Here is a 26114-nt window from a genome sequence, read left to right on the forward strand (position 1 = left end):
GGCCGGATCTATCCTATAATGTCTCATTTCAGCGATTCTCTTTTTCAAACGAACGTCTGCTTAACATCAAACGTGTTATAAATAAATTTTTTCCGCCAAATGACGCCGAAAAGCACTTTTATTGTTGCAGAAATAACACAAACGCGTTATACACGCTTGCTTACATATACATTTCTGCTTATCTGGATCGGTGCAGATAAAATCTAAAAGGATTAGATATTCTTAATTTAGGTCGCGCGATTACATGGGAATTTCGATTAAAAGATATATTCTCCGGGCAATCATATCCTCAGTGCTTTTGCTTTCTTTTGGAGCTTGTTCTGCTTGGCCGGTACTCATTGGCGCTGCAGGTCTAGCTGCACGTAAAAAAAGCGGGGGTCTTTTATTCTTCCCTAACCTTTCCACTCCAAGTGGACCGCCTGTTTTAGATCGGATCGAAATTTCTTCTCCTACGAATAGTTTTGCAAAAGCTACTAGTATCCAATTAAAAGCCACTGCCATCTATTCGAATAACACGAACGTGGATATCACTAACGATGCGAGTTGGTCCACTGTAGATTCATCCGTTATTCAAATGACCGCTTTGATCACAGGCCAAGCGAAAGGAGTAAATAACGGGACCACTGATGTCTCCATTGATTACCTTGGTAAAACCGATGCAATTGCTTTAACCGTGACTTCTTCTCCGTTAACCGGTATTTCTATCGTATGCGATAATTCTCATACGGATCTTCCTCAAGGAACAACTAGGCAATGTAAATTGATGGGAGATTTTGCAGATGGAACACATCAGGATCTTACGAATGATCCGGATGTGTTATGGGATTCTGATGATAGTTCGATCGCAACAGTTGATAGCCAAGGTTTAGTATATGGTGCTTCGGTAGGTGGGCCCGTACAAATCACTGCGGATTTCGAATCCTTATCCGCAAACATTACGATTACAGTAAGTAACGCGACTTTAGTTTCTATTTCAGTTACTCCTAGTAATAGTTCTTATCCTTTAGGAAGCACTCAACAATATTCTGCAGTCGGAACTTATAGCGATAATACAACTCAAAACATTACTACCCAAGTTGCTTGGTCTTCTTCCGATACTTCAGTTGCAATCATAGATAATAGTACGAATAAGGGTCTTTTAGATACCGAGGCAATCGGAACTACAACAATCACTGCGAGCTTAGGAGCGGTTAGTGCAAACACACAAGCAACGGTAACTTCCGCTGTTCTTACAAAGATCATCATCACTCCAGCAAATCCGAAGGTAGCTAACGGGAATTATTTAAGCATGACTGCTACGGGAATTTTTTCCGACGGTTCTTCTTCCGATATCTCCGCACAAACAACTTGGTCTAGCCAAGACACGAATATAGCGAAGGTATCTAATGGAGCAGGTTTACAAGGTAGAGTTACCGGTAATAGTGTAGGTACTACGAATATCACTGCCGCTATCGGAGGAGTCAGCCAAACTATCTCTTTCGAAGTCACTGCTGCAACATTAAGTTCCATCCAAGTGATCGCGGACGAGTCTTCCATTCATAAAGGAACAATCACATTCGTATTAGCGACCGGCATTTATTCAGATGGTTCTTCTAGAAACATAAGTGATCAGGTCTCCTGGTCTATCTCTGGTACTAACGTATTGTTACTAGGCAATTTGAATTCTATTCCAAAACAGAAAGTGCAATCTCCTGATTCGGGATCATTAGGGACCGTGACTGTGACCGCAACTTCGGGAGCAATTAACGGAACTACAGATATCACTGTGACTGCAGCTAGCTTGCAAACTATCCAAGTAACCCCTACAAATCCTACGGTTGCGAACGGATTAATGCAGGCATTTACTGCAATCGGTACATACTCGGATAATTCTACCCAAGATATCACTCACTCGGTCGTCTGGAATTCTTCCGATACGAATATAGCTACGATCAGCAATGCTACAGGAACGAATGGGCAAGCGACTACCGTAACTACAGGTAGTACGAATATTAGCGCTACCTTAAGTAGCATTGTTTCTCCCGATAGTACATTAACTGTTACGAATGCCACTTTGGATTCGATCACGATCACTCCGGGTAATCCAAGTGTTCCGAAAGGTACATCTTTGGGTTTAACTGCAACTGGAATTTATACGGACGGAACAAGTTCAAATATCACCACCCAGGTCACTTGGAGTAGCTCGACTCCTTCAATTGTAACCGTGGACAATACTGTAGGACAAGAAGGCAAAGCAACAGGTGTAAATACCGGAACCACGAATGTGTCCGCACTTCTTTCCGGAAAAACGGCAACTGTTTCTTTCAGAGTTACTTCTGCCACTCTTACTTCCATCCAAGTGATTCCTGAAAATGTATCCATTCCGAAAGGAACATTTACCTACGTGGAAGCAAAGGGTGTATACTCGGACGGAACTTCTCAAAATATCAGCGACCAAGTGATCTGGACTAGTTCTGATACTAACATCGTACAGATTGGAACCTTAAATTCGGATCCTAAAATGAAAGTGTTCTCTCAGAACAGCGGGAATATCGGAACTTCAACAATCACTGCTTCAGTAAACGGTACTAGCGGAACTTCGAATATAGAAGTGACTAACGCGACTCTCTTGTCGATCCAAGTCAATCCTACTAATCCAAGTGTAGCATTAGGTGTAGGACAAAATTTCACTGCCGTAGGAACATATACCGATGATACTACTAAGGATCTCACAGATCAGGTTACTTGGGATTCTTCCAATACAAGTGTAGCGACAATAAGTAATAGCTCCGGAGCAAGAGGCAACGCGACCAGTCTATCATTAGGAAGTGCGAATATAACTGCAACATTAGGAGTAACCTCTTCTCCGGCAAGCGTATTGACTGTTACAAACGCGACTCTACAATCTATCACGATCACGCCAGGTAATCCAAGCACTCCTAAGGGTAGAAGTATTAATCTTGTTGCCACAGGTATCTTTACTGACGGTTCTTCTCAAGACATCACTACTCAGGTTACTTGGGCAAGCGATTCTAACTCTATTGTAAGTATTGATAATTGGCTTGGAACAGAAGGTAGAGCAACCGGTGTAAATACTGGAAACACTACTGTATCTGCAACATTAGGAAGTGTCACTGGAACTTCTCCTTTCAGAGTAACTTCTGCAATTCTTTCCTCAATTCAAGTGACTTCCGACGAAAATCCTCTGCACCAAGGAACCTCTACTTTTGTGCTGGCTACCGGCGTATATTCCGATGGAAGCACCTTAAATATAAGTGATCAAGTGACTTGGAATACTTCCGATTCTTCTGTGATCCAATTAGGAACTATCAATTCAGTACCTAAGAAGAATATCATGGCCACAGGAGGAAACCTCGGCACTTCGGCAGTAAGTGCGACTTTGGGAGCGGTTACTGGTTCTTCTGATATTACTGTTATTGCTGCTGCGTTAGTCTCTATCCAAGTCACTCCTACAAATCCTAGCGTAGCTTCGGGACTTACTCAAAGTTTTATGGCAACCGGAACTTATACGGATGGAACTACACAAGACCTGACCGACCAAGTAGTTTGGAGTTCAGCAAATACGAGTGTTGCAACGATCAGTAACTCTGCAGGAACCAGAGGTCTTGCGTCCACATTCTCGACGGGAACTGCTAATATTACCGCAACGTTTAGTGGAGGTCCTAGCGCATCCACTACTCTGACTGTGACTGCAGCAATTCTGGAAACAATTACAATCACTCCTTCTCTTCCTTCTGTTCCGAGAGGAAGAAGTTTGGATCTAGTCGCTACCGGAACTTATTCCGACGGAAGCTGGATGGATCTGACTACTCAGGTCACCTGGGCAAGCAATAATACATCCGTAGTAACTGTGGATAATGCAATAGGTAAACAAGGAAAAGCCACAGGTGTAAATGTGGGACAAACGAATGTCACTGCTACCTTGGGTGGAATTTCAGGTATAGCAACATTCAAAGTTACGAATGCAGTCTTGACTTCGATCGAGGTTTTCTTGAACCAATCCACAATTGCGTTAGGAACTTCTACCCAAGCACAAGCGATAGGAACTTATTCCGACGATACTACATTAAATATTACTGATCAAGTCTCTTGGAATAGTTCTCAAGCAACAGTCGTTCAAGTTGGTAACCTAGTCGCAGGTCCTTCTAAGCTCATGAATTCTCCGTCCGGAGGAAGCCAAGGATCTTCCATAATCTCTGCTACTCTTGGTTCTCAAACAGGATCTTCAACTTTGACCGTAACTGCGGCGACCTTGGTATCCATTCAGATCGATCCTACAAATCCGAGCGTAGCTTTGGGTCTTCCTCAAAACTTCACGGCAACAGGAACTTATACCGACGGATCTACATTAAGTCTTACTAATTTAGTTACCTGGACTTCTTCCGATACAAACAAGGCTACGATTAGTAATGCGAATGGTTCCCAAGGAAAGGCCACTACGGTTAATACCGGAAGTACAAATATTACCGCTTCTTATAGTGGTGTAACGTCTCCGGCAAGCATATTGACTATCACTTCTCCTATCCTGTCTTCGATCACGATTGCGCCGGCTCCGAGTCTTAGTATTGCAAAAGGTAGAACACAAAACTTTACTGCTACCGGAATTTATACTGATGGAACTACTCAAGACTTAACAATCCAAGCCACTTGGACGAGCACAGATACAAGTAAGGTCACTGTAGGAAATTCAGGAGGAACCAGCGGACTCATTACTGGGATCAATACAGGAAGTGCTCAAATAGTCGCAACGTACAACTCTATCCAAAGTACTCCTACGGATGTAACTGTCACATCCGCCGTTCTGAATTCTATCCAGATCGCTCCTGTGAATTACAGTCTTCCGAAAGGAAATACAGTAAATTATACGGCGAATGGAACCTACTCAGATGGAACCACATTGGATTTAACATCTCAGGTTACTTGGGCATCATCTAACACAAGCAGAGCGGTAATCAGTAATGCTTCCGGCAATAACGGTTTATTGACTGCGGTGAATAATGGAACGACTAGTATCTCTGCGACCTTGGGTTCCGTTACTGGTTCTTCTAATCTTACAGTGACAGCAGCCCAGCTTGTTTCGATCTCAGTGTCGCCTACGACTCCTACTATCTATCAGACCCAGACACAAAACTTTACCGCGACCGGAACTTATACGGATGCGAGCACTCAAAACATCACTACATCAGTGGTATGGAGTTCTTCTGATACAAGCAAAGCTACAATTAGCAATTCTTCGGGTACGGAAGGTAAGGCAACGGGCGTAAATGCAGGGACAAGCACGATCATTGCGACAAGTGGTGTATTGAATGGAAATACTACTCTTACTGTAGAGGCCGTGGATTTAACTCCTCCTATAGTCACAAACGTTGTGTCCCTTACTCCTACTACGATTCAAGTCACTTATTCAGAATCTGTGGCAAGTGGCCCCGCAACAACAGCGGCAAATTATAAGATAGTCTCCACATCCGCATTGGCCGGAACCTGTTCTGATAATTCTAACTTCACTTCCAGTAGTTCTGCTCTTACGGTTTCTTCCGTATCCGGAAATGGAGCGGTGTATATTCTAACCTTAGGATCTTCTCAAACAAGTGGAGTAGGATACACATTAGTTGCGAATAAGTCAGCTATCGTTGATCTATCTCCTATTCCAAATGCGTTAGCTTGCCCGAATTATGCGGACTTCTTGGGACAAGAACAACTCAAGGTAACTGCAGCATCCTGTTCCAACGTGACTTCCGTAATTGTAAGTTTCTCCAAACCGATTAAATCCGGAAATAATACGACAGGATCCGCAGAATGTAGTACGACCACCGAATGTGGAAAACGTTATTCTTTCATTGGAACAAACAGCTTAGGAACAGTGAACTCAGCCAAGATCCTGGACGGTATAGTTTGTAATGGAGCTCCTGCGAATTCTTCCAAGGTTTGTGTGACCCATAACCTGATACAAACTGGAGCACAATACACGGTTATAACAGCGAATAACGCAGACGGAGACGGGTTCGACAATACTTCTTGGGGATCGATCAGAGACTCAAGTTCTACGGAGAATGTTCAGTCTTCTCCTAGGGACAGGGCCTCATTCATAGGTTGCGGAACTTCTCCGGTTAATTTCTCGGACGGTCCGATCTCTATTGATCCGAACGGTTCTTCTTTCGGCTATCTGATAGACTTTAATAGCAAGATCTATAATGGTCCGAATAATGCGGGAAGTGGGGCTTTACGTTTCGGCTACGACGGAAATACTCCTGAAAACGTGCAGTTCAGTTTCACTAAGGACACTAATGCTCAGAACAGCGACGCTACTAACGTTAGTTCCAACACCGCAACCACAAGAGAAAATTCTATTGCAGTTCCTCCTTACGTTACTTTAGGACACACTTCTTGCACTACGAATAATGCAACTCTTGCAAGCGGTTGCGGTCCGGATAATGAGAATAGTAGAGGTATATTCACTACAGGTATTCTGGGCACAACCCCATATGTATTTATCGGCGGGGCTAGGACAACCCCAGATGGTTCCGGAAACTACCTATTCGATTATCTATATTATTCTGCGGATACATCTACGAACTTGAACTATAAATATATAGATATGTCCACGATCACAGGAACAGTAACTGCGGCTGCTTCCGCAATGGTGGTACAAAATAATAGGATCTATCCTGGATTTGCGAAAGCGAGTAACCAAGGAGGCCCTGTCGTAGGTGGACTGTTAGGCGGCCTGAACGCTCCGGATCTAGGATTTATCACATTCAATAGTTCCGATTCAGGCACTACAGGCAACTGTACAGCCGGCTCTAATTGTGACGCGTATGACGGAAGTAATGGAAGAAGGTTCTTGATCAACCATATGCCTTACTTCGGTGGACCGGGAGCAGGCGGATTAGTAAATAATAACTCTTCTCCGAACTGGGGTTATTATATCGGCGTCGACTCTTTGTTCATATTCAATAACAGGATCTACGCCGCGAACGGTGGATTACATGCTGTAGACCATAACGGTTCTATTATTAGGACCAACACACTGAACCCGACAACTGCATGCAGCTCTCCTAACACTTGTGCTGACTGGGTAGAAGTAGGACCAAGAAGCAATCAAAAATGGCATAATAGTCCTACGAACAACTACTTCTCCTTGGAGTTATCAAAACTTTACGATTTAACTCCTGGCGATAGGGCATTCTCTCAATTTGCGGAGTTTAACGGAAAACTTTATGTAACTCGGACCATTTGTATCCAAAGCACCCAAGCTACTTCGATACGAACTGCTGCTGGAACAGTCACAGGTTGTACGAATGGAAGTGATACGAATAGAAGGGCTCAACTTTGGAAATGTGATCCTAGTCTGACCGGAGGCTCGGGTGATTGTGATTCCGGTGATTGGAGCGTGGTTGGAGATGATAACTCCGGTATCACAAACTTCGGCGATAGTACCAACAGGACCATGTCCATGATCATTAAAAATGGACCTTATCTATATGTAGGTTTCGATCATCCAAGTGGAGTCCGTATCTATAGAACCAACACTGTGGATCCTGCATCAGCATCTAATGTTTGGACACAAGTAGGTGGAGCTGGACTGACCGACTCAACCAACGTGCAACAGATATTCTCAGCGATCTCGGTTCCAGCCGGAAGTATCAACTATCTCTATGTGAGTGTGGGTAAAAATAACGTTCCAGTAAGAGTGTATAGGCAGCAAAACTAATGAAGAAGTATCTGATTTTTCTTATATACTTACTCGTCCTCGGGCAAGCAGCTTGCAGCAATACGGGGAGATCCGAACCCTTAAGATTTGAAAGGATCCAAAAGGATGGATCTTCCGTTTTTCAAGCTCAGGTGGACAGTTCTTTGGTCTCAGGAAGTTGGGAATACAAGTTTAGGCTGAAACAAGCAGAGAGGGTCAATTTGGTATTGGATATTTATTCCGCCAAAGAAGGACTCTCGATTAAACTAGTACGAAATCGTTTTTTATTCCCTAAAATCTATCATTGTCCCCGTTCTTCTGAAAAAGAAAAATTTTGTAAATTAGAGATCTCTAATCCGGAAGAAGGAGAATATACCCTGGTCTTGGATATAACCGGAAAAGAAAACTCCGGTCCCGTAGCTTACAGGATTTTTGCGGCTGTTTATGGTTTGGGATTCGCTTCTGTCTCATGGGAGGAAGAAATTGTACGCCGTTAAGACATACATAAAGATTTTATTATTTTTTTGTTTCATCCTAGGATGTAGGCATGCCTGGGTAAATTATCCTCAAAGGGTGCCGGAAGCATGTAGATTGTACCAAGGCTCTAAAGAATGTAAATTAGCCCTGGAAGAAAGATCGAATTATCCGACCCAAACAGGACCGGTCCATTCGCTCAATCAAACCTATTATTTATTCGGACTCTACCCTTCCGAAATAGTGGTAAATTTGGAAAAATACTGCCCACACGGCCCTAAATCGGCCCACCAATTCCAATCGTTTTCAGATGCTTTTTGGGAACAAATCACACTTTTAATCTATTCACCTAGGACTCTGGAGATAGAATGTTATCCTATATAAGAAAAATATGTTTCTTTTGTTACCTGATCCTAGTCGGGATCTATTGCCATTCCACCGTTTTAGTGCATAAATCAGACGTATTACCACTTACCCAACAGGAAAAACCACCCCTTCCCGAAAAAAACCTGAAACAAAGTAGTACGTTATTCGGGACTTACTTTCTTTCTTCCAAAGAAGAAGCTATTTGTAAAAATAATATTCCGGCAGAAGTGAAGTTAGTAACCACTACCGGAGATTCTCTAATGCATTTTTTTATCGGCCCATTTTACAACACTAAGACTGTGATCGTGTATTGCAGGCCTTTGCGCGTCCTTGACGGAAATAATTTCGGTCAATAGGGACATAACTAAACAATTTCAAAAAAAACACGTTAGTCTCCTATTAATAGAACGGGATCTTTTTTATTCCTCAAATTCTGGAAAAACATTTCAGATTCATATGTGTCAATTTATGGACAAAATAATACTTTAAAAAAACGTAATTCGTTCGAATTATGAAACTCGTATTGTAATCATTCGATTACATGCTTATTTTCAGATTATAATTTTTCAGGTTCGTCGTATTTTCCGACTTTTAAGAGTAAATATTCTTAGAAGCAAATAGCAGTATCTCGCTCCTGATAGAAATCTCACCACTCAAGTGATGTTTTTATAAATTAAAACAGATTCTGCAATTGGCCGAACTCCTCCGCCCGCTCTTCGGGACGAAGTAAGCATTTACTTACAAAACTAATCCGTAATATTTATTTTTTCTTGAAATAGTCGTTAGGTATGTATCGTCCGATAGAATTAGGTCGATAGTAGATTAATAGCGACTGTCGAACCGAAAGAGATATATATGAGCTCCGGAATCAACCCCACCAAAAAATTCTACGCTGCACTGGCGTGTTCCTTCCTTCTTTTCCAAGGATGCGTTGCTTGGCCTTTATTAACGGGAGCTGTCGGGCTCGCGGCAGGAAAAAAAGGAGGTGGTGGATTATTCTTCCTTCCTGGCGGAGGAACTCCTACATTAAGTAGAGTAGAGATCTCTTCTCCTAATTCTAGTTTCGCAAAAACTACAAGCATGTCTTTGGTGGCGACCGCTGCGTATTCTAACGGAACTCATAAAGATATTACTGCGGACGCTGTATGGAGCACCAGCGATTCCAATATTATTTCTATGGCTGCGGGTGGGCAAGCTACAGGAACAGGAGTTGGAGCCGCAGATATCAGCATCACTTATGAAAACAAAACTGCACAAATTTCTCTTTCAGTTACTTCCGCTCCTTTAAGCACTATTTCTATTTCTTGCGTAAATCAAACGGACAGTTTACCTAAAGGAATCACAAGACAGTGTACTTTAACAGGTAATTTTGCAGACGGCTCCAATCAAAACCTAACAAATGATCCGAACACTACATGGAGCATAGGAAGTTCTGCAATTGCTACAATTGATTCTGCAGGACTTGTGACTGCAGTAGATGCAGGAACCACTTCCATCCGAGCTTCTTATAATTCATTAAATGCTAGTAATTTATCTTTAACCGTTAGTTCCGCTGCTTTAGTTTCTATTGCAGTTACCCCTACTAATAAGTCTTTGGCATTGGGAAAAAACCAGCAGTACATTGCTACAGGAACTTACACTGACAATTCTAACCAAGACATTACAAACTCTGTAACTTGGAATTCTTCCGATACCGCGGTTGCCACTATCAGCAATACTGCAGGATCCAAAGGATTTTTATCCACAGAAGATATGGGAACTTCTACCATTACAGCTACTCTGAATTCAATCGGAGGAAACACTAATGTTACTGTTACGGCTGCGGCCTTAGAAAGTATCTCTATCACTCCTTCTAACCCGAGCACTCCTAAAGGAAGAACCTTAAATTTAGTCGCTACAGGTATTTTCTCCGATGGTCATAATGAAAACATCACAGACCAAGTTACTTGGTCCAGTGAAGACACTTCTATCGCAACTGTGGATAACGGTTCAGGATTTGAAGGTAGAGCCTCAGGGATCGCAGTCGGAACAGTAGACATCACTGCTGAAATAGGTGGGATAGAAGAAACAGTATCCTTCTCAGTAACTGCTGCAGTATTAGAGTCCATTCAGTTAACTGCGGACGATTCCTCTATCGCAAAAGGAACAAGCACTGCCATATTAGCGACAGGAGTTTATTCTGACGGAACCTCTCAAAATATCACCGGTTCCGTTTCTTGGACCAGCTCTTCGACTTCCATTCTTCAATTGGGAACTTTAACTGCTACTCCTAAAAAACAGGTGAATTCTCCGAATAACGGATCACTTGGAACTGCAACCATCACTGCTACTTCAGGAAGTATCAGCGGAACTGTGGATATTGCAGTTACCGCTGCAAAATTGGTTTCTATAGCAGTAACTCCTACTAATCCAAGCGTAGCGAAAGGATTAACCAAAGATTTTACCGCGACAGGAACTTATACAGATAGTTCTACTCAGAACTTGACAACATCCGTTACTTGGGCTTCTTCGGATACAAGTAAGGCTACAATCAGCAATGCCGCAGGGACTGAAGGTAAAGCTACTGCTGCAGCGATTGGAACTACAAATATCACAGCGACATTAGGAACAATCACTTCTCCTTCTACCACATTGACTGTGACCGCTGCGGTTTTACAATCGATTACGATCACTCCTGCAAGTCCAAGTGTAGCCAAGGGAAGATCTGAAAATTTAAGTGCAACGGGAACTTACTCTGATAATTCCACTCAAGATCTTACAACTTCAGTTACTTGGTCAAGCTCCAGTAACTCCACTGTAGGTGTAAGTAATGCAAATGGAACCAAAGGAAAAGCAACAGGTGTCTCTGTTGGAACTGCAACAATCACTGCAACCCTTGGCTCTGTGTCCAACTCCATCACATTTACAGTAACTTCTGCTGTGTTGGATTCGATCGAGGTCCATATTTCGGCTTCCTCTATCGCCAAGGGAACTTCTACCCTTGCAGAAGCTACAGGAACTTATTCCGATGGAACCACTGCGGATATTACTGACCAAGTGGTTTGGGGAAGTTCTCAAACTTCTATCATCCAATTGGGAGCGTTGACTGCTGCACCTAAAAAGACATTAACTTCTCCTAATAGTGGTTCTTTAGGAACATCTAATATTTCCGCTACTTTGGGAAGTATCAGCGGAAACGCCGACCTGTCTGTGACCGCAGCTACGTTGGTCTCTATCCAAGTAGATCCTACAAATCCAAGCGTTGCTAAAGGACTTAATCAGAATTTTACTGCGACTGGAACTTATACGGATGCAAGCACTCAGGATCTGACTACTTCAGTCACTTGGGCAAGCTCCAATACAAGCAAAGCTACGATCAGCAATGCCGCAGGAAGCAAGGGACTTGCAACTACTCTTGCGACCGGAACTACGAATATTACTGCAACTTTGGGATCGGTGACTTCTCCTGCAAGTGTATTGACTGTGACCGCTGCAGCGCTTACAAGTATTACGATCGCTCCTTCTCCTACTTTAAGTATTGCGAAGGGACGCACTCAGAACTTCACTGCAACAGGACATTATACTGACAGTTCCACTTCGGATCTAACTACCCAGGCAACTTGGAGTTCATTCGATCAAACTAAGGCAAGTATTAGCAATACTTCCGGAACAAATGGTAAATTGACTGCTCTTCAAGAAGGAAGCACTCAGATTTCAGCAAGTTATAACTCGATAACCAGTACAGATACTGTGGTTACTGTTACGGCTGCGGTGCTGGATAGTATCTCGATTACTCCAACTAACTCAAGTTTGGCAAAAGGTTATACTACTCCATTTACTGCAAACGGTGTGTATTCAGATGCTACTACGTTGGACATTACAGCTCAAGTAACCTGGGCTTCTTCCAATACATCTTCTTCTACCATCAGTAATGCAAATGGAAACCAAGGTGTGGCAACTGCAGTTGCAGTAGGAACAAGCACGATTTCCGCTACCTTAGGCTCTGTATCCGCTTCCACTAACTTTACTGTTACAGCTGCAGTTTTGGTTTCTATCGCGGTATCTCCTACAAACAGTAACGTGTATACAACCCAAACCAAGGACTTCACTGCAACCGGAACTTACTCCGACTCAACAACTCAGAACTTGACCACGTCCGTTACCTGGGCTTCTTCTGATACAAGTAAGGCTACAATTAGTAATGCTGTCGGAACAGAAGGTAAAGCTACCGGTGTTGCAGCAGGAACAATCACTATTTCTGCAACCAGCGGGTCTGTGAGTGGAAACACTCAGCTGACTGTAGTATTTCTGGATACTACCCCTCCGACTATATCTAACGTGGTTTCTTTGAGCCCGACTACAGTAAGGGTAACATTCTCAGAATCTGTGAATACAACTCAGGCAACGACTGCGTCGAATTATAAATTGGCCCTGACATCTGCGGTAAGCGGCTCTTGTTCGGATAATAGTAATTTCTCCTCTGCTTCTAACATTTCCATTTCTTCTGTAAGTGGTAGTGGTGCGATCTATACTCTGACTTTAGGGTCTTCTCAAACTTCCGGAAACAACTACACAGTGATCGTGAATAAGAGCGGTGTCCAAGATCTTTCCGGAGTTCCGAACAATTTAGGTTGTGCAAACTACGGAGACTTCGTAGGACAAGAACAGTTGAAAGTTAGCTCCGCTTCATGCGCAAGCACTGGAACTGTAATCATCAACTTCTCCAAACCTATTAAATCCGGAAACAATGTGAGCGGTTCGGCGGAATGTAGCAGTACATCCGAATGTGCAAGTCGTTACGCGTTTGTTGGAACAACCGATCTAGGCACGATCAGCTCTGCTAAAATATTGGATGGTGTGGTCTGCGGTGGAGCAACTGCAGATTCTGCAAAAGTTTGTGTGACTCACAGCTTACTACAAACCGGTGCGCAATATACGATCATGGCTGCGAATAATGTGAACGGAGACGGATTCGATAATACTTCTTGGGGATCCATCCGTGATTCAGGAGATTCCGAAAATATCCAATCTTCTCCGAGAGATAGAGCTTCCTTCTTAGGTTGTGGGACTTCTCCTGTAAACTTTGGAGACGGTCCGATCTCTATCGATCCGAATGGTTCTACATTCGGTTATCTGGCAGATTTCAATAGTAAGATCTACACAGGACCGAATAACGCGGGTAATGGAGCCTTACGTTTCGCTTACGATGGAGCGAATCCTGAATCTGTTCAGTTCTCTTTTACTAAGGATACCACTCAGCTTAGCGGACAAGATTCGACCTACACAAGTTCAAGCACAGCTACTACGAGAGAGAATGGCATTGTAGTCCCTCCTTACGTAACCTTGGGACACTCAGGGTGTACATTGAATGATGCAACACTTGCAAATGGTTGCGGGCCAGATAACGAAAGTGGACGGGGAATTTTCACCACCGGAAGTTTGGTAAGTAACCCGTATATCTTTATCGCTGCTGCAAGGACTACTCCGGATGGAAGCGGGAACTATCTATTCGATTATATCTACTATTCGAACGATACTTCCACAAACCTGAACTACAAATACATTGATATGGGGACGATTACCGGAACAGTAACTGCGGGAACTTCTTCTATTACCGTTATGAATAATAGAGTTTTCCCTGGGTTTGCAAAACCAAGTAATACAAGCGGCTCCGGCTTGAACGCACCTGACTTCGGATACATTTCTTTCAATACAAGTGATACCGGATCCGGAACTACAGGATTCTGTACTGCAGGTTCCAATTGTGACGCAACGGATGGAACAAACGGCAGAAGGATCCGTATCGATTATATGCCATATTTCGGCGGACTTTCTAGTGGTGGTTCTTCAAATAGCAGTCCGAACTGGGGATATTATATCGGAGTTGATTCTTCCATCGTATTCAAAAACAGAATCTACGCAGCGAATGGAGGTTTACATGCGGTTGGCCATAATGGTTCGATCATTCGCTCGAACTCCTCAAATCCGACTACTGCATGTAGCGGAGTGAATACTTGTGCTGATTGGACAGAGGTTGGACCAAGAACTAATTCGAAATGGCATAATAGCACCACAAACAATTGGTTCTCGCTGGAACTTGCCAAGTTCTACGATTTGATCCCTGCGGATAGAGCATTCGCCCAATTCGCGGAATTTAACGATAAGTTATACGTCACTCGTACAATTTGTATCCAAGGCACTCAAGCAAGTGCGGTTCGACAGACTGCAGGAACTGTAGCAGGTTGTACTGATGGAACTGAGACGAACCGTAGAGCTCAATTATGGAAATGTGATCCTACAGCAACAGGAGGCAGCACTGAATGTGATGCGGGAGATTGGAGTGTAGTGGGAGACGATGGAAACGGTATCACCAATTTCGGAGATTCTACAAACAAAACAATTACCATGGTAGCTAAGAACGGATCGTACCTCTATGTAGGATTCGATAACCCGAACGGGATCAGGATCTATCGTACGAATACGGCAAACCCTGGATCCGCTTCTAACGTATGGACTCAAATTGCAGGTAATGGACTCACAGATTCAAGTAATGTGCAACAGATCTTCTCGGCCGTATCCGTAAGCACCGGCGGAGTCTATTATCTCTATGTGAGTGTTGGAAAAAACAATACTCCTGTGAGAGTATATAGACAGCAGAACTTATGAAAAAGAATATAAGCCTCTGTTTTGTATTCAGTATATTTTCTCTGATCTTTCTTTTTAATTGTAGGGAAGATCAGAGATACGAGCCATTACGCTTTGAAAAAATCACCAAAGCAGAAGCCTCCGCTTTCCAAGCACAAGTGGATGGGACAATCCTAGAAGGTTCTTGGGAATATAGATTTAGGATTAAACAGGCTGATAGAGTATCCCTAATCATCGAAGTTTTAACAGATAAACCCGATCTGGGAGTATCCTTATCTAGAAAAGGGATCTTATTCGATTCTAAGATCAAATGCGGAGAAAAGATCAGCCAACTTTCTCCTTGCAAACTTGAAATAAACAATCCTGAAAAAGGAGATTATTCCTTGGTATTAAACCATCAATCTTCCGATCCATCGGAAGTTCTTTCTTACAGAATATTCGCCGCAGTGCATGGCCCGGGATATGCCTCGGTAATTTGGGAGGAAGAAGTTGCGCGCAGATAAAATTCTACCCATACTCGCCATCACATTCTTAAGTTTGGGATTCGGAGAATCTTGCAGACATGCAATGGTGCGTTATCCGCAAAGTCCTCCGGAAGCATGCAGGATCTATCCTACTTCCAGAGAATGTAAACGTGCTTTGGACTTAAGATCCGCTCAGGCGGAACAAGGCGGAGAAGTTCATAAGGTCCAACATACTTACTACTTCTTCGGACTTTATCCTGGAAATCTTGTATTGGACACTTCTAAGTATTGTGCAGATGGACCGAAATCAGTTCATCAATACACAAGTTTTTGGAATGGATTTTGGGAGCAGATAACTCTTGCGATCTATTCCCCTCAAACAGTGGAGATAGAATGTTACAAATAGTCAAAATTCTAATCTTAATTCTAATCCTCGGATTTTTCGCGGACTGCCATACTACCACTGTGGTCCATAAAGGTGTAGAAACTCCTTATGCATTGGCAAAGGAAACTCCAGGCCCTGATAAAAAAGTAAAACAAGGAAGTACGGTTTTCGGGATATATCCTACAAGCGCACCTATGGAAGCAAGCTGTGATAGGAACCATCCTGAAGTGATCATGAAAACCGGCTTTGTCGACCTAGTCATTCATACGCTGATCGGCCCCTTCTATACTACCAAAACCGTAGAAGTTTACTGCAAACCGTAAATTGCTGGCCAAGCGCCTAGTATCCTCCAGAATAATCGAATGCCTAACTGGGCCTTCGATTATATCCTTTTACCCCTTGGAATTTATTTAGCCAGAATGACGGACGTAAGCATAGGCACAGTCCGTATTATCCTAATCTCCAGAGAAAGAAAGATCCTCGCAGCTATGCTTGGCTTTGTAGAAGTGCTTCTCTGGTTAATCGTAATCACTCAGATCATGAGAAATCTAAGCAATGTATTCTGCTATATCGCTTATGCAGGCGGATTTGCTACTGGTACTTTCTTAGGAATGGTGGTAGAAGAAAAACTCGCCCTAGGACACTCACTCATCCGTATTATAGTTCCGGAAAAGGGAGAAGAGATCGTCCAAAACCTGGCCCAAGCAGGCTATCGCACCACCACACTGGAAGCGCAAGGAGCCAGAGGACCAGTTAAAGTTATTCTATCCTTATTGAGAAGGAAGGATATATCCATTGTGCTTGGAATACTAAAGAACACTGCGCCCGGTGCCTTTTATACGATTGAGAATGCTCGTAAGACAAGTGACCCGGAACTTTGGAAGACTTCCGGACAGGAAGGAGAGAGTTTTGCCCGCATCCTATGGAGAAGGCAATCCAGGATCAGGAAATGATCCTGGATTTAGAAACAAAAAAGTCCCTTATGCGGGGACTTTTACTAGGATCTTCTTAATTTCCTTATGCATGAACGTCGGAAAGTTAAGATTGTACTGAGGTAGTAAAACTTTCCAATCATCCTTGCGGATGAATTTGCGGCAGTTAGAAGACCCGCAAGCGCATTCAAAAGTCTGGTCAAAGTTCACTACGAAGTTACCGTAGTCGATGTTCAGCTCTTCTCCAACTTCTATATCCCTTTTGGCGATAATATTATCCATTTGATCGTACCACATGTTCGGATCGCAGGAATGGTTCATAAAGTTGGAGTGATTGATAACAAATTCAGGTCCGGATGGGCCAGTGACTAGGCCGAAGTCTACATCATAGCCGTATTTCATGAAGATTTCCTTTTCCTCTTCCGGAAGTTCATCGGCTTCCGAGACGGAGAGTACTTTCCATCCGAATTCCTCATCTTCGATCCACTCGCTATAGCTGAACAGTAAAGTTCCCTTAGCGATTGGTTGAGAGGCGAAGATTCCGTTTTCCCCGAACTTGTTCGTGCGTCTTTCGATCATGCAAGATCAACCTGCTCTTCCCCATTAGGGGCAAAATTTTTATCAGTCAAGACCGAGATCGAAAAAACTTCAATTAAAAATATGAAATACCCCCTAGCTCGGCCCCTAAAAAAGAAAGACCGATCCTGACGGGTCTTATTCATAATTGGAAAAAAATTTCAAACGCCTCGATCAGGAAGAAGATCCGAGATCAGTTCGTAGGTCCAGTCCCCGTACGGATCCTCATCTTTCTTCTCACTCTTGAGAGACCTCCAGTCCTTTCCCTTTCTTTCCATGACTAAAGAAGAAATCTTGAATAAAGATGTACGGCCGCTTGCCTCTTCCAGTCTGGAACTGTCCCTTCCTATTTCTAGAAAACAAGTCAGAGGAAAAATCCTGCTCCAATTTTCCCCCAAAGCTAGGACTGCCTCTTCTAAATCTTCCGAGCTTGAACCGAAAGTAAGTCGAGTAACATCCACGAAGATAGGAAGCTCTCTCCCGGCATGACCAAGAGTACCGGATTGGATCTCTTTACAGAAGTGAACGGCTTGGGAAAAATTTTCCGCGAAGCCCAATACCGCAGATGAGTGATGGTTGGAAATTCTGGAGATCATTCTTCCAAAACTGAGTCCATCTTCAAGACCCAAACTTCCTTTAGGCAGGATGAGTATAGGTCGAACGTCTTTGCGGACCAAACGAAACAGGTACTTAACTAATGCGAAGGATTTATTTCTAGTCGGCTGGAACAAAGTCAGGAACATGTCTTCTTCTTATGTCGAACCAAACTTATCTTTCGTTTAGTATAATTTATTAGAAAGAAGAATTTCTATGTCGCATAAACGAATGCAATTTTCGTAAAATTCAAGAAAAGGAAAAACGCTTGAGTACATTATGCGGATATGTAAGTTTCGGATTTGATTTATCGGGGAGGTTACTGCGTTATGAGTGGTAAAAGATTTCTTTCTAAGAACGATCATCAAAGGATTCTTTCCACCCTTGAGGTTTCCGCCCAGGCAGCAGCAGTTCAACCAAGTATCTTAGAAATTATACGTAAGACGTTATCTAAAGCCAAAAAAATAGATCAGAACCAAGTTCCCCAAGATCTGATCACTATGAATTCTAAATTCGTGCTCAAAGATCTGGGTAACGCAGAAGCATTCCAATTCACCTTAGTATATCCTGACGATTATACTGAAAATGCCCCTGCTAACGGCAAATTATCCTTATTTTCCGCTCATGGCTCCGCGGTATTAGGCGCCAGAGTGGGAGAAGTAGTTCGTTGGGAGATCAACGGAATGGATAAATACCTTAGAGTCCAAGAACTACTCTACCAACCGGCTGCTATTTAGGATAACCGTACAATCCTCCAAGCTCCTTGGAGAGAATGTCCTTATAATCCACCTCGCTGATCTGACCGTTTCGGATATCGTAAACCCAACCATGTATCTCCGGAAATCCATACTTAGCCAAAGCATTCTGTATCATTCCCGTCTTGTATAAGTTCACCACTTGTTCCGCGACATTCAGGTGGATAAGTCTTTCCTCTCTTTTATCTTCAGGAAGAGCATCCAATTCATCTCTATGTTTTAGATACACATCCTTAATATGGGTGATCCAGTTGTCGATGAGACCCGTAGCCTTTCCATGTAGAGCAGCCCTAACCCCTCCGCAGCCGATATGACCGCAAACAATGATATGTTTTACGTTCAATGCGTCTATGGCATACTGAACCACACTAAATAGGGACATATCATCCACAGAAACCACATTAGCAATATTCCTAGTTACGAAAATTTCCCCGGGATTTGTTTTAGTGATCACATTTACCGGAACCCTGGAATCGCTACATCCAATGAATAGCGTTTGAGGTGATTGACCCTCCGCATTTCTGGCAAAAAATTCAGGATCTTCCGCAGTCCTCTCTTCTACCCATTCTTGGTTATTTTTTAATAATTTTTGGTAAGACTCGCTCATTTCTTTTTTCAAGGATTCGATATCATTTTCCATATTCGGTATCCCTCCCAGGATCACCGTAATCCCTTTACGGTGGGAATTTTTTCTAAATTCGTGGATTAGTTCTTTAATATCCTGATCCATATGAAGTGTTCTAGTTCCGTCTATTTCTAAAGTGATCCCGGAAGGTTGATTTTCTAAGATCGCTTTGATCTTTGCCTTATGGAAGAACCCTAAGTTTTCTCCTAAAACGATCCTTCTAAACTTACCATGACGCTCTTCTCTGTAGATCGCTGTCCTGTGGTCTTCATATAGAACGAAAACTAAAGCCACCAAGATACCGCAGAACGTTCCGATCAGAACATTAGTGAAGAATGTGACTACTACGGTTACTAAAAAAGGAAGGAACTGAGAATATCCTTTTTGGAACATCAGCTTAAACATCGCAGGTTTCGCGAGTTTAAGACCCGTAAAAGTTAAGATCGCAGCTAAGGACGCAAGAGGGATGGTATTCATAAATTTAGGGAAAAGTAATACACTGATCCCTATCCATGCCCCATGAAAAATGGCAGAAAACTTGGTTTTTGCGCCGGAAGAGGCATTTACCGTACCTCTGACGACCACACTTGTGATCGGGATCCCGCCTGCAAGTCCGCAGGCCATATTCCCTAAACCTTGTGCGATCAATTCCTGAGACATAGGAGTTTTACGATTCTCTTCATCCAGCTTATCTACCACTTCAACAGAGAGTAAAGATTCTAAAGAAGAAGCAAACGCAATCGTCAATGCTAAAGTCCATACTGGACCCTGATCCCAATAGGAAAAATTTGGAAAATCTAAATGAGCAAATAGTTCAGAAGGATTTTTAAAAATCGGAAGAGTAACTAAGTGATCCTGGCTTAAAGCTCCTCCAGGAAGAAGATGACCTAAAAGTAAATTTGAGCCGGTTCCGATAATGATCGCTACTAAAGAAGCAGGGACATATTTGAATTTTTTAGCAAAATATTTGTCCCAAATCCAAAAGGATAAAAGGGAAATAACCCCGATCATTAATACATTACTTTGCAAATTTCGGAAAGCATGTACGAGCAACATGAGAGAGTTTGTTTCTTTTACTTCATGGGGATCGTGATAGGATTCGTTCACGTCTTCTTGAGTGATATCGAATTCTTCTACCCCGAATTCCTCTACGTCGTAACCGATCAAGTGAGGCAATTGTTTGATAACTAGAAGTAAACCGATCGCGACGGACATTCCGACTACTGTTGCAGAAGGAAGATAAGCTGATAAAGCGCCTGTTCTTAAAATCCCCAGCAGAGTTTGTATCATTCCCGCAATAAGAAGTGCGAGAAGAAATGCCTCGAAATTCCCCAGATCTTTGATGCCTGAGAGAACAATCGCAGTCAAACTTGCCGTGGGCCCTGAGACACTTAAGGCGGATTTACTAAAAGTTCCGACTACAATCCCACCTACAAAACCGGAGATAATCCCTGAAAACAAGGGAGCACCGGACGCATGAGCAATCCCCAAACAAAGAGGAATAGCTACGAGAAAAACTGCGATACTTGAGGAAAGATCGTAAGGAAGGTTGGAAAAAAATTGTTTTGTTTTTAAATTCATCGATACTCGCACGGGCGGGCTGTATTCTATATAAAGAACAAAACCCAGAATTGGAAACGGTTGATAAGTCCGTAACTTTTTCCGACGTCAGTCGAAAGTATCCATAACTACTGAAATTGATCCAGCTTGTGCTTACCAGGATTTTTTGAAAAAAATCAAAATACGAACAACTGATCGGTAAGAATAGTTAGATTAAAAATTCATAAAAAAATGAACCCATGAGGAACCATATGAGAACGAATTTGTTCAAACTTATAAGATTAGAATCCATACTTATAATATTCATAATATTTAGTTTTTCGAATATACTTCATTCGAAGGAGAACCCAAAAACGGAGACCGCCATTTTTGCAGGTGGATGTTTTTGGTGTATGGAAGGACCTTTTGAAAAACTCCCCGGTGTTATATCCGTAGTATCAGGATATACAGGCGGAAAAGAGAAAAATCCAACTTACGAAGATGTAGGTTACGGAAGAACAGGGCATAGAGAATCGGTCCTTATCACTTACGATCCTAAAAAAATCGATTATACAAAACTTCTGGATACGTATTGGAGACAAATAGATCCGACTGATTCAGGAGGACAATTTGCAGACAGAGGAAATCAATACAGAGCAGCTATATATTATAAGAATGAGGCTGAAAGAAAGTTGGCCCAAGAGTTTAAGGATAAGATAGGTGCTTCTAAAAAATTCTCCTCTCCTATCGCAGTAGAAATATTGCCTGCATCAGAATTTTATCCTGCAGAAGAATATCATCAGGATTATTATAAAAAGAACCCTACGCATTATAAACAATACAGAAAGGGTTCCGGAAGAGAGGATTATGTGAAAGAAGTTTGGGGAACCAAATCGGATTAAGAACAAACCTCAACGGCTCTGCGTTTTACTCGCCAAGTAAACGGAAGAGATAAATTGTAAGTCTTTGCAATTTATCTCTCTCAGGACCTGGGATCTCTTTTTCTAGATCAATAGTCTTTCTATAAATCGATTTGAGATGGTTCTTCATAGTCCCAGGATGGATACCTAAGTCTTCGCTGATTCGGCTCTTATCCTTACCGGAAGCGATTCCCGCACAAATCTCCGTTTCCTTTTTAGTAAGTTTAGTTTTATCTCTTAAAATTCCGATCAGAGCTTCTCTATCCATACCTTCATATTTTCTGAAAGTATCAGATGGAGATTTTGCAAAATCCGAGTTATTTTTTGCTTCTCCGGATTCTGAAATTTCAGGATTCGCAAGTATAGTACTTAAGAAGCTGGAAACTTCTCCATTACGATCTTTGATAGGAAGAACATTTTGTTTCCAATCCTTTACGAAACCTGTTTTAACATTCGAGTTAGAGATAGAAACAGAACCTTGCAGAACAGATTCCCAAAACTCGTCGTAAAAAGTTTTGGATGCTCCCGCTCCGGATTGGAACGCTTTAGGAGTTTTTCCAATGAGTTCATTCTCTTTTAAGCCGGAAATTTTTTCGAACTGTTTATTCACCGCAAGGATCACTCCTTCCTTATCGGTTAAGAACATTCCGTTCTGGGATTGTAGAAATGCTTTGTATAAAGCATCCTTCTTCCCCGCTTCTGATTCTTTATCTTCCGTGAATACGAATAGGTAAGATTTCTCCGGCATTAGATAGGCATGTTGTTTTGTTTGAAGGAAACTTCCATCTTTCTTCATTAGATGAAGTCCTCTTCCCTCATACTCTCCAGATTTGCTTACATTCGGTAGTATAACTGATTCGAAATATTTTTGATCCGTCTCTGAAAGAAGATCGGTAATACTCATAGTCTTAGCCGATTCAATAGAAGCGATACTAAGCATCTTCCTTCCATTCTCGTTAATATGAAGGATCCTTCCACTCGAATCGCAAATTAACAAAATATCGGGCATACTTTCTTGTGTTTGAATAATTTCTTTAACGTTTTCCAAGCTTAGATCCATCCGATTTGTTTTGTACCTAAGAAACCTCTCGATTCTTTTCGAAAAGATTTCTCTCTTATTAATAACTTAAGACATGGATTTTTAAAAAAATCCTACAAAGCATTCCTAGAATACTAAGAAGTCGCCTCGCTGTTAAATGAAGAGCCCTAAATCTTAGTAAGATTATGTGCACTTGATCATCTAAATTCCCGAAGCCAATTGTTGCAAAAGAAAGGCAAACTAGTTGAAGGCGTCTGTATCAATCTCTACAAAAACAACCTCTCCAAAGTTTCTAACTCGAAAGGATTACTTTCTTGCAGAATCATCCTGCCTTAGGAGATCTTAAAGTTATGAGCGATCTCAAACTTGTAATAGGAAATAAAAACATCTCCTCCTGGTCTTTCCGTCCATGGATCCTACTCACTCAATTTGGAATTCCTTTTGAAGAGATTTCCTTAAAACTATTCACACCTGAATACGCAGCCATAATCGATAAGTATTCCCCTTCTAAAAAAGTCCCTGTCCTAAACGACGGGGACCTAAGAGTTTGGGACAGCCTTAGCATAGCGGAATATTTGGCAGAAAAATATGCGGAGAAGGGACTCTGGCCAAAAGATCAGATCGCAAGAGCCAAAGCACGATCCATAACCGCAGAAATGCATTCTGGATTCACAGGCCTAAGATCTAATCTAAGTATGAATTTTCATGGTAGAAAGTCCGACTTCTCCGTTCCGGAAGATGCGAAGAAGGACATAGATAGGATACAAACTCTTTGGGAAGAATGTTTGAATTCCTATGGTGGGGCATTCTTGTTCGGCCAAAACTTCTCCATAGCAGATGCATTCTATGCCCCAGTAGTTTCCAGATTCATAACATATGGAGTAAAACTAGGACCTAAAGCGACTGAGTATGTGCAAACTATCTCCAATTTACCTTCTTACAAATCTTGGGGAGAAGGAGCCAAATTAGAGATTAACTAAGCAGGATCATTTTTGTAGGACTTCCAACGAGATACAAACATATTTTTGCTTGTTTTTTGTTTAGTATTTCTTAAAATTCAAACTTATGAATTCCAAGAAAAGAGGCACAGAAGAACTTCCTCCCAGTCGATTTGATAAGACCCAAAGGGAAGTTTGGTTAGAAGATAGGATAGATTTAGGAGAGGAACCCTCTCCTTCTACCCAATTCTTTTGGGAAAATTCCAAATCAGTCCTAACTCGAAACAAATCTCCGGATATTCCATTCGATGCAAGTATCAATCCTTATAGGGGTTGTGAGCATGGATGTATTTATTGTTTTGCAAGACCGAATCATTCTTATGTGGATCTTTCACCGGGACTGGATTTCGAAACAAAGATATTTGTTAAAAAAGAACCTGCCAAACTTTTAGCGGAAGAATTAAGAAAGAAAAAACAAGCACTCGAGCCAATCACGATAGGTACTGCCACGGATCCTTACCAACCGGGAGAAAGGATTTATAAAAACACAAGGTCATTATTAGAAGTGATGTTGGAGTTCAAACAACCTATCGCAATTATCACAAAGTCTTCACTCATACAAAGAGATATAGATATTCTTTCCGAAATGGGAAAATTAGGAATTTTGAAAGTGTTTCTTTCAATCACCACTTTAGACAAGGAACTTTGGTCCAAATTAGAACCTAGAGCTCCTGCTCCTTCGAGAAGAATGGAAACTCTTCGAAAACTTACGGATGCTGGAATTCCGACAGGGGTATTATTTGCTCCCGTAATTCCATTTATCAATGATTTCGAAATGGAACATCTACTGGAACAAGCATCTTTATCAGGTGCAGAAGCAGCTGGAATGGTATTCGTAAGACTTCCCTTTGAAGTGGCACCTTTATTCGAAGACTGGCTCACCAGACATTTCCCGCTCAAAAAAGAAAAGGTTTTAAAAGTTATTTCGGAAGCAAGAGGAGGCAAATTATACAAAGCCAATTGGAGAGAAAGAATGAAAGGAGAAGGGAATTATGCGGAACTTCTCCAAAAAAGATTTTCTATCTGCATCAGAAGGTTCGTACTCACAAAAAGAAGAGAATTGAGAAAGGACTTATTTGCTGTTCCTTCTCGCTATCTTCTGAAAAAGAAAAAACAAGAGGAATTCCTACCAGGGCTTTTTCCGGAGTAATGACTGTAACATAAGCCACAGCCATTACGTTTGTTCGAAATAGTAGAAAGAAAGAAGCGGATTAGATAGAAATTTCCTTCCCCATTTTTCAGACAGATCGGATATTTACCGAATGAATTGGGAACAAAACTACCATCTGGAAGACGGAACCTTTGTAGGAGCCGGCGACGTATCCATCTATTATAGAGCCTACCGCGCAAAAGACGCAAACAATCCAAGAACCTTAGTGGTCCACCATGGGATTGGAGAACACGGAAAAAGATACGACAACTTACTCGAAGCACTTTCCGGAAAAGGATATAATGTTTATCTAATAGATGCCCGCGGCCACGGAAAATCCGGAGGAAGCAGAGGTGTAGTCACTCATTTTAACCAATTTTTAGCGGATTTGGATAGGCTAATCAGCATTGCAAAGCAGAAAGAAGGAGTGAAACAAGTCACTTTGATGGGACATTCCATGGGGGCGTTGATCTCATTATTCTACGCAGGAGAACCTTCTCACCAAGCAAGTTTAGACAGACTCGTACTGAGTGGATTACCAATTGCAGTAAAGACTGACTTAGTTATGAATATTAAAAAAGGCGCAGGAAGTTTACTCGCTGGAGCATTTCCCACTCTTACAGTTCCAACCGGATTGGATGTAAACGCTCTCTCTAGAGACAAGTCAGTTGTAGAGGCCTACAAAAAAGATCCTTTAGTTCATGGTTCAGTTGGAGCTTACTTAGGAGACTTCCTTTTGAACTCCAAAGAAAAAGCTTTGGAAAAAGCAGCACGGATCAACTTCCCGGTTTATCTATTCCACGGAAAAGAAGATTCTATCGCTCTTTCTATCGGAACAGAAGAAGCATTCCAAGTTATTCCTTCTTCAGACAAATCCATGAAAATTTATGATGGGTTGTATCACGAAACCATGAATGAACTTCCGGCGGACAAGGCAAAAGTTCTAGGTGATTTAGTGAATTGGCTGCAGACTCATTGATGAT

General features: G+C 42.1%; 18 protein-coding genes. 14 read left to right on the forward strand and 4 right to left on the reverse strand.

Annotated elements, in window-relative coordinates:
* Positions 1-292: 292 nt before the first annotated feature.
* The 9 genes from CH377_RS00475 (at position 293) to CH377_RS00515 (ending at position 16956) form a co-directional block, all read left to right on the forward strand.
* Positions 293-7711 carry an Ig-like domain-containing protein gene (locus CH377_RS00475; RefSeq protein WP_165782910.1) on the forward strand — a complete coding sequence of 2473 codons (7419 nt, stop codon included), beginning with the start codon at positions 293-295 and terminating at the stop codon, positions 7709-7711.
* The gene (locus tag CH377_RS00480; protein ID WP_100721900.1) at positions 7711-8187 is read left to right on the forward strand and encodes an LIC_10463 family lipoprotein; all 477 of its coding nucleotides are present in this window, start codon (positions 7711-7713) and stop codon (positions 8185-8187) included. The genes CH377_RS00475 and CH377_RS00480 overlap by 1 nt, the downstream gene beginning before the upstream one ends.
* A complete protein-coding gene (locus tag CH377_RS00485) occupies positions 8135-8548 on the forward strand; it encodes a Bor/Iss family lipoprotein (protein WP_100721901.1) in 414 nt (137 codons plus the stop codon). Before CH377_RS00480 ends, CH377_RS00485 begins: the two co-directional genes overlap by 53 nt.
* Positions 8533-8886, forward strand: a complete 354-nt coding sequence (locus CH377_RS00490; RefSeq protein ID WP_100721902.1) for an LIC_10461 domain-containing protein — start codon at positions 8533-8535, stop codon at positions 8884-8886. Before CH377_RS00485 ends, CH377_RS00490 begins: the two co-directional genes overlap by 16 nt.
* Before the next feature lie 499 nt (positions 8887-9385).
* Complete coding sequence (locus CH377_RS00495; protein WP_100721903.1) at positions 9386-15175, forward strand: beta strand repeat-containing protein; 5790 nt, start codon at positions 9386-9388, stop codon at positions 15173-15175.
* The gene (locus CH377_RS00500) at positions 15172-15657 is read left to right on the forward strand and encodes an LIC_10463 family lipoprotein (protein WP_100721904.1); all 486 of its coding nucleotides are present in this window, start codon (positions 15172-15174) and stop codon (positions 15655-15657) included. The genes CH377_RS00495 and CH377_RS00500 overlap by 4 nt, the downstream gene beginning before the upstream one ends.
* Entirely contained in the window at positions 15644-16024 is a 381-nt protein-coding gene (locus CH377_RS00505; protein ID WP_100721905.1) for a Bor/Iss family lipoprotein, read from the forward strand. The genes CH377_RS00500 and CH377_RS00505 overlap by 14 nt, the downstream gene beginning before the upstream one ends.
* Positions 16012-16326 carry an LIC_10461 domain-containing protein gene (locus CH377_RS00510; protein ID WP_100721906.1) on the forward strand — a complete coding sequence of 105 codons (315 nt, stop codon included), beginning with the start codon at positions 16012-16014 and terminating at the stop codon, positions 16324-16326. The genes CH377_RS00505 and CH377_RS00510 overlap by 13 nt, the downstream gene beginning before the upstream one ends.
* Positions 16327-16365: 39 nt before the next feature.
* Entirely contained in the window at positions 16366-16956 is a 591-nt protein-coding gene (locus CH377_RS00515; RefSeq protein WP_100721907.1) for a DUF2179 domain-containing protein, read from the forward strand.
* 27 nt (positions 16957-16983) lie between these two features.
* Here CH377_RS00515 and CH377_RS00520 read toward each other — a convergent pair whose 3' ends face one another.
* Together CH377_RS00520 and CH377_RS00525 are read right to left on the reverse strand one after the other, a co-directional pair.
* The gene (locus CH377_RS00520; RefSeq protein ID WP_100721908.1) at positions 16984-17514 is read right to left on the reverse strand and encodes an SET domain-containing protein; all 531 of its coding nucleotides are present in this window, start codon (positions 17512-17514) and stop codon (positions 16984-16986) included.
* A 158-nt stretch (positions 17515-17672) separates the two neighbouring features.
* Entirely contained in the window at positions 17673-18254 is a 582-nt protein-coding gene (locus CH377_RS00525) for a hypothetical protein (protein ID WP_100721909.1), read from the reverse strand.
* A 180-nt stretch (positions 18255-18434) separates the two neighbouring features.
* Here CH377_RS00525 and CH377_RS00530 point away from each other — a divergent pair, with 180 nt between their 5' ends.
* Entirely contained in the window at positions 18435-18842 is a 408-nt protein-coding gene (locus CH377_RS00530) for a GreA/GreB family elongation factor (protein WP_100721910.1), read from the forward strand.
* On the opposite strand, the gene CH377_RS00535 is transcribed toward CH377_RS00530, so the two are convergent.
* A complete protein-coding gene (locus tag CH377_RS00535) occupies positions 18835-21066 on the reverse strand; it encodes a SulP family inorganic anion transporter (RefSeq protein WP_100721911.1) in 2232 nt (743 codons plus the stop codon). The two genes, CH377_RS00530 and CH377_RS00535, sit on opposite strands and share 8 nt — an antisense overlap.
* A gap of 230 nt (positions 21067-21296) precedes the next feature.
* Here CH377_RS00535 and msrA point away from each other — a divergent pair, with 230 nt between their 5' ends.
* The gene (msrA, locus tag CH377_RS00540) at positions 21297-21926 is read left to right on the forward strand and encodes a peptide-methionine (S)-S-oxide reductase MsrA (protein WP_100721912.1); all 630 of its coding nucleotides are present in this window, start codon (positions 21297-21299) and stop codon (positions 21924-21926) included.
* A 25-nt stretch (positions 21927-21951) separates the two neighbouring features.
* Here msrA and CH377_RS00545 read toward each other — a convergent pair whose 3' ends face one another.
* A complete protein-coding gene (locus CH377_RS00545) occupies positions 21952-23004 on the reverse strand; it encodes a PAS domain-containing protein (protein WP_100721913.1) in 1053 nt (350 codons plus the stop codon).
* Positions 23005-23333: 329 nt separating this feature from the next.
* On the opposite strand from CH377_RS00545, the gene CH377_RS00550 reads away from it, so the two are divergent.
* The 3 genes from CH377_RS00550 (at position 23334) to CH377_RS00560 (ending at position 26110) form a co-directional block, all read left to right on the forward strand.
* Complete coding sequence (locus CH377_RS00550) at positions 23334-23963, forward strand: glutathione S-transferase family protein (RefSeq protein WP_207797567.1); 630 nt, start codon at positions 23334-23336, stop codon at positions 23961-23963.
* Between the two features lie 85 nt (positions 23964-24048).
* The gene (locus CH377_RS00555; RefSeq protein ID WP_100721915.1) at positions 24049-25131 is read left to right on the forward strand and encodes a PA0069 family radical SAM protein; all 1083 of its coding nucleotides are present in this window, start codon (positions 24049-24051) and stop codon (positions 25129-25131) included.
* Between the two features lie 112 nt (positions 25132-25243).
* Positions 25244-26110, forward strand: a complete 867-nt coding sequence (locus CH377_RS00560) for an alpha/beta hydrolase (protein WP_100721916.1) — start codon at positions 25244-25246, stop codon at positions 26108-26110.
* The last annotated feature ends 4 nt before the right edge of the window (positions 26111-26114 follow it).

This window comes from Leptospira haakeii (genome assembly GCF_002812045.1).
In the GTDB taxonomy this organism is placed as follows: Bacteria; Spirochaetota; Leptospiria; order Leptospirales; family Leptospiraceae; genus Leptospira_B; species Leptospira_B haakeii.

Bases quoted from the DNA above. Each gene is read 5' to 3' on its own strand.
- msrA (WP_100721912.1), top strand. From the start codon at position 21,297: ATGAGAACGAATTTGTTCAAACTTATAAGATTAGAATCCATACTTATA.
- CH377_RS00490 (WP_100721902.1), top strand. From the start codon at position 8,533: ATGTTATCCTATATAAGAAAAATATGTTTCTTTTGTTACCTGATCCTA.
- CH377_RS00480 (WP_100721900.1), top strand. From the start codon at position 7,711: ATGAAGAAGTATCTGATTTTTCTTATATACTTACTCGTCCTCGGGCAA.
- CH377_RS00520 (WP_100721908.1), bottom strand. From the start codon at position 17,514: ATGATCGAAAGACGCACGAACAAGTTCGGGGAAAACGGAATCTTCGCC.
- CH377_RS00560 (WP_100721916.1), top strand. From the start codon at position 25,244: ATGAATTGGGAACAAAACTACCATCTGGAAGACGGAACCTTTGTAGGA.
- CH377_RS00525 (WP_100721909.1), bottom strand. From the start codon at position 18,254: ATGTTCCTGACTTTGTTCCAGCCGACTAGAAATAAATCCTTCGCATTA.
- CH377_RS00515 (WP_100721907.1), top strand. From the start codon at position 16,366: ATGCCTAACTGGGCCTTCGATTATATCCTTTTACCCCTTGGAATTTAT.
- CH377_RS00510 (WP_100721906.1), top strand. From the start codon at position 16,012: ATGTTACAAATAGTCAAAATTCTAATCTTAATTCTAATCCTCGGATTT.
- CH377_RS00485 (WP_100721901.1), top strand. From the start codon at position 8,135: ATGGTTTGGGATTCGCTTCTGTCTCATGGGAGGAAGAAATTGTACGCC.
- CH377_RS00500 (WP_100721904.1), top strand. From the start codon at position 15,172: ATGAAAAAGAATATAAGCCTCTGTTTTGTATTCAGTATATTTTCTCTG.
- CH377_RS00555 (WP_100721915.1), top strand. From the start codon at position 24,049: ATGAATTCCAAGAAAAGAGGCACAGAAGAACTTCCTCCCAGTCGATTT.
- CH377_RS00545 (WP_100721913.1), bottom strand. From the start codon at position 23,004: ATGGATCTAAGCTTGGAAAACGTTAAAGAAATTATTCAAACACAAGAA.
- CH377_RS00550 (WP_207797567.1), top strand. From the start codon at position 23,334: ATGAGCGATCTCAAACTTGTAATAGGAAATAAAAACATCTCCTCCTGG.
- CH377_RS00535 (WP_100721911.1), bottom strand. From the start codon at position 21,066: ATGAATTTAAAAACAAAACAATTTTTTTCCAACCTTCCTTACGATCTT.
- CH377_RS00530 (WP_100721910.1), top strand. From the start codon at position 18,435: ATGAGTGGTAAAAGATTTCTTTCTAAGAACGATCATCAAAGGATTCTT.
- CH377_RS00495 (WP_100721903.1), top strand. From the start codon at position 9,386: ATGAGCTCCGGAATCAACCCCACCAAAAAATTCTACGCTGCACTGGCG.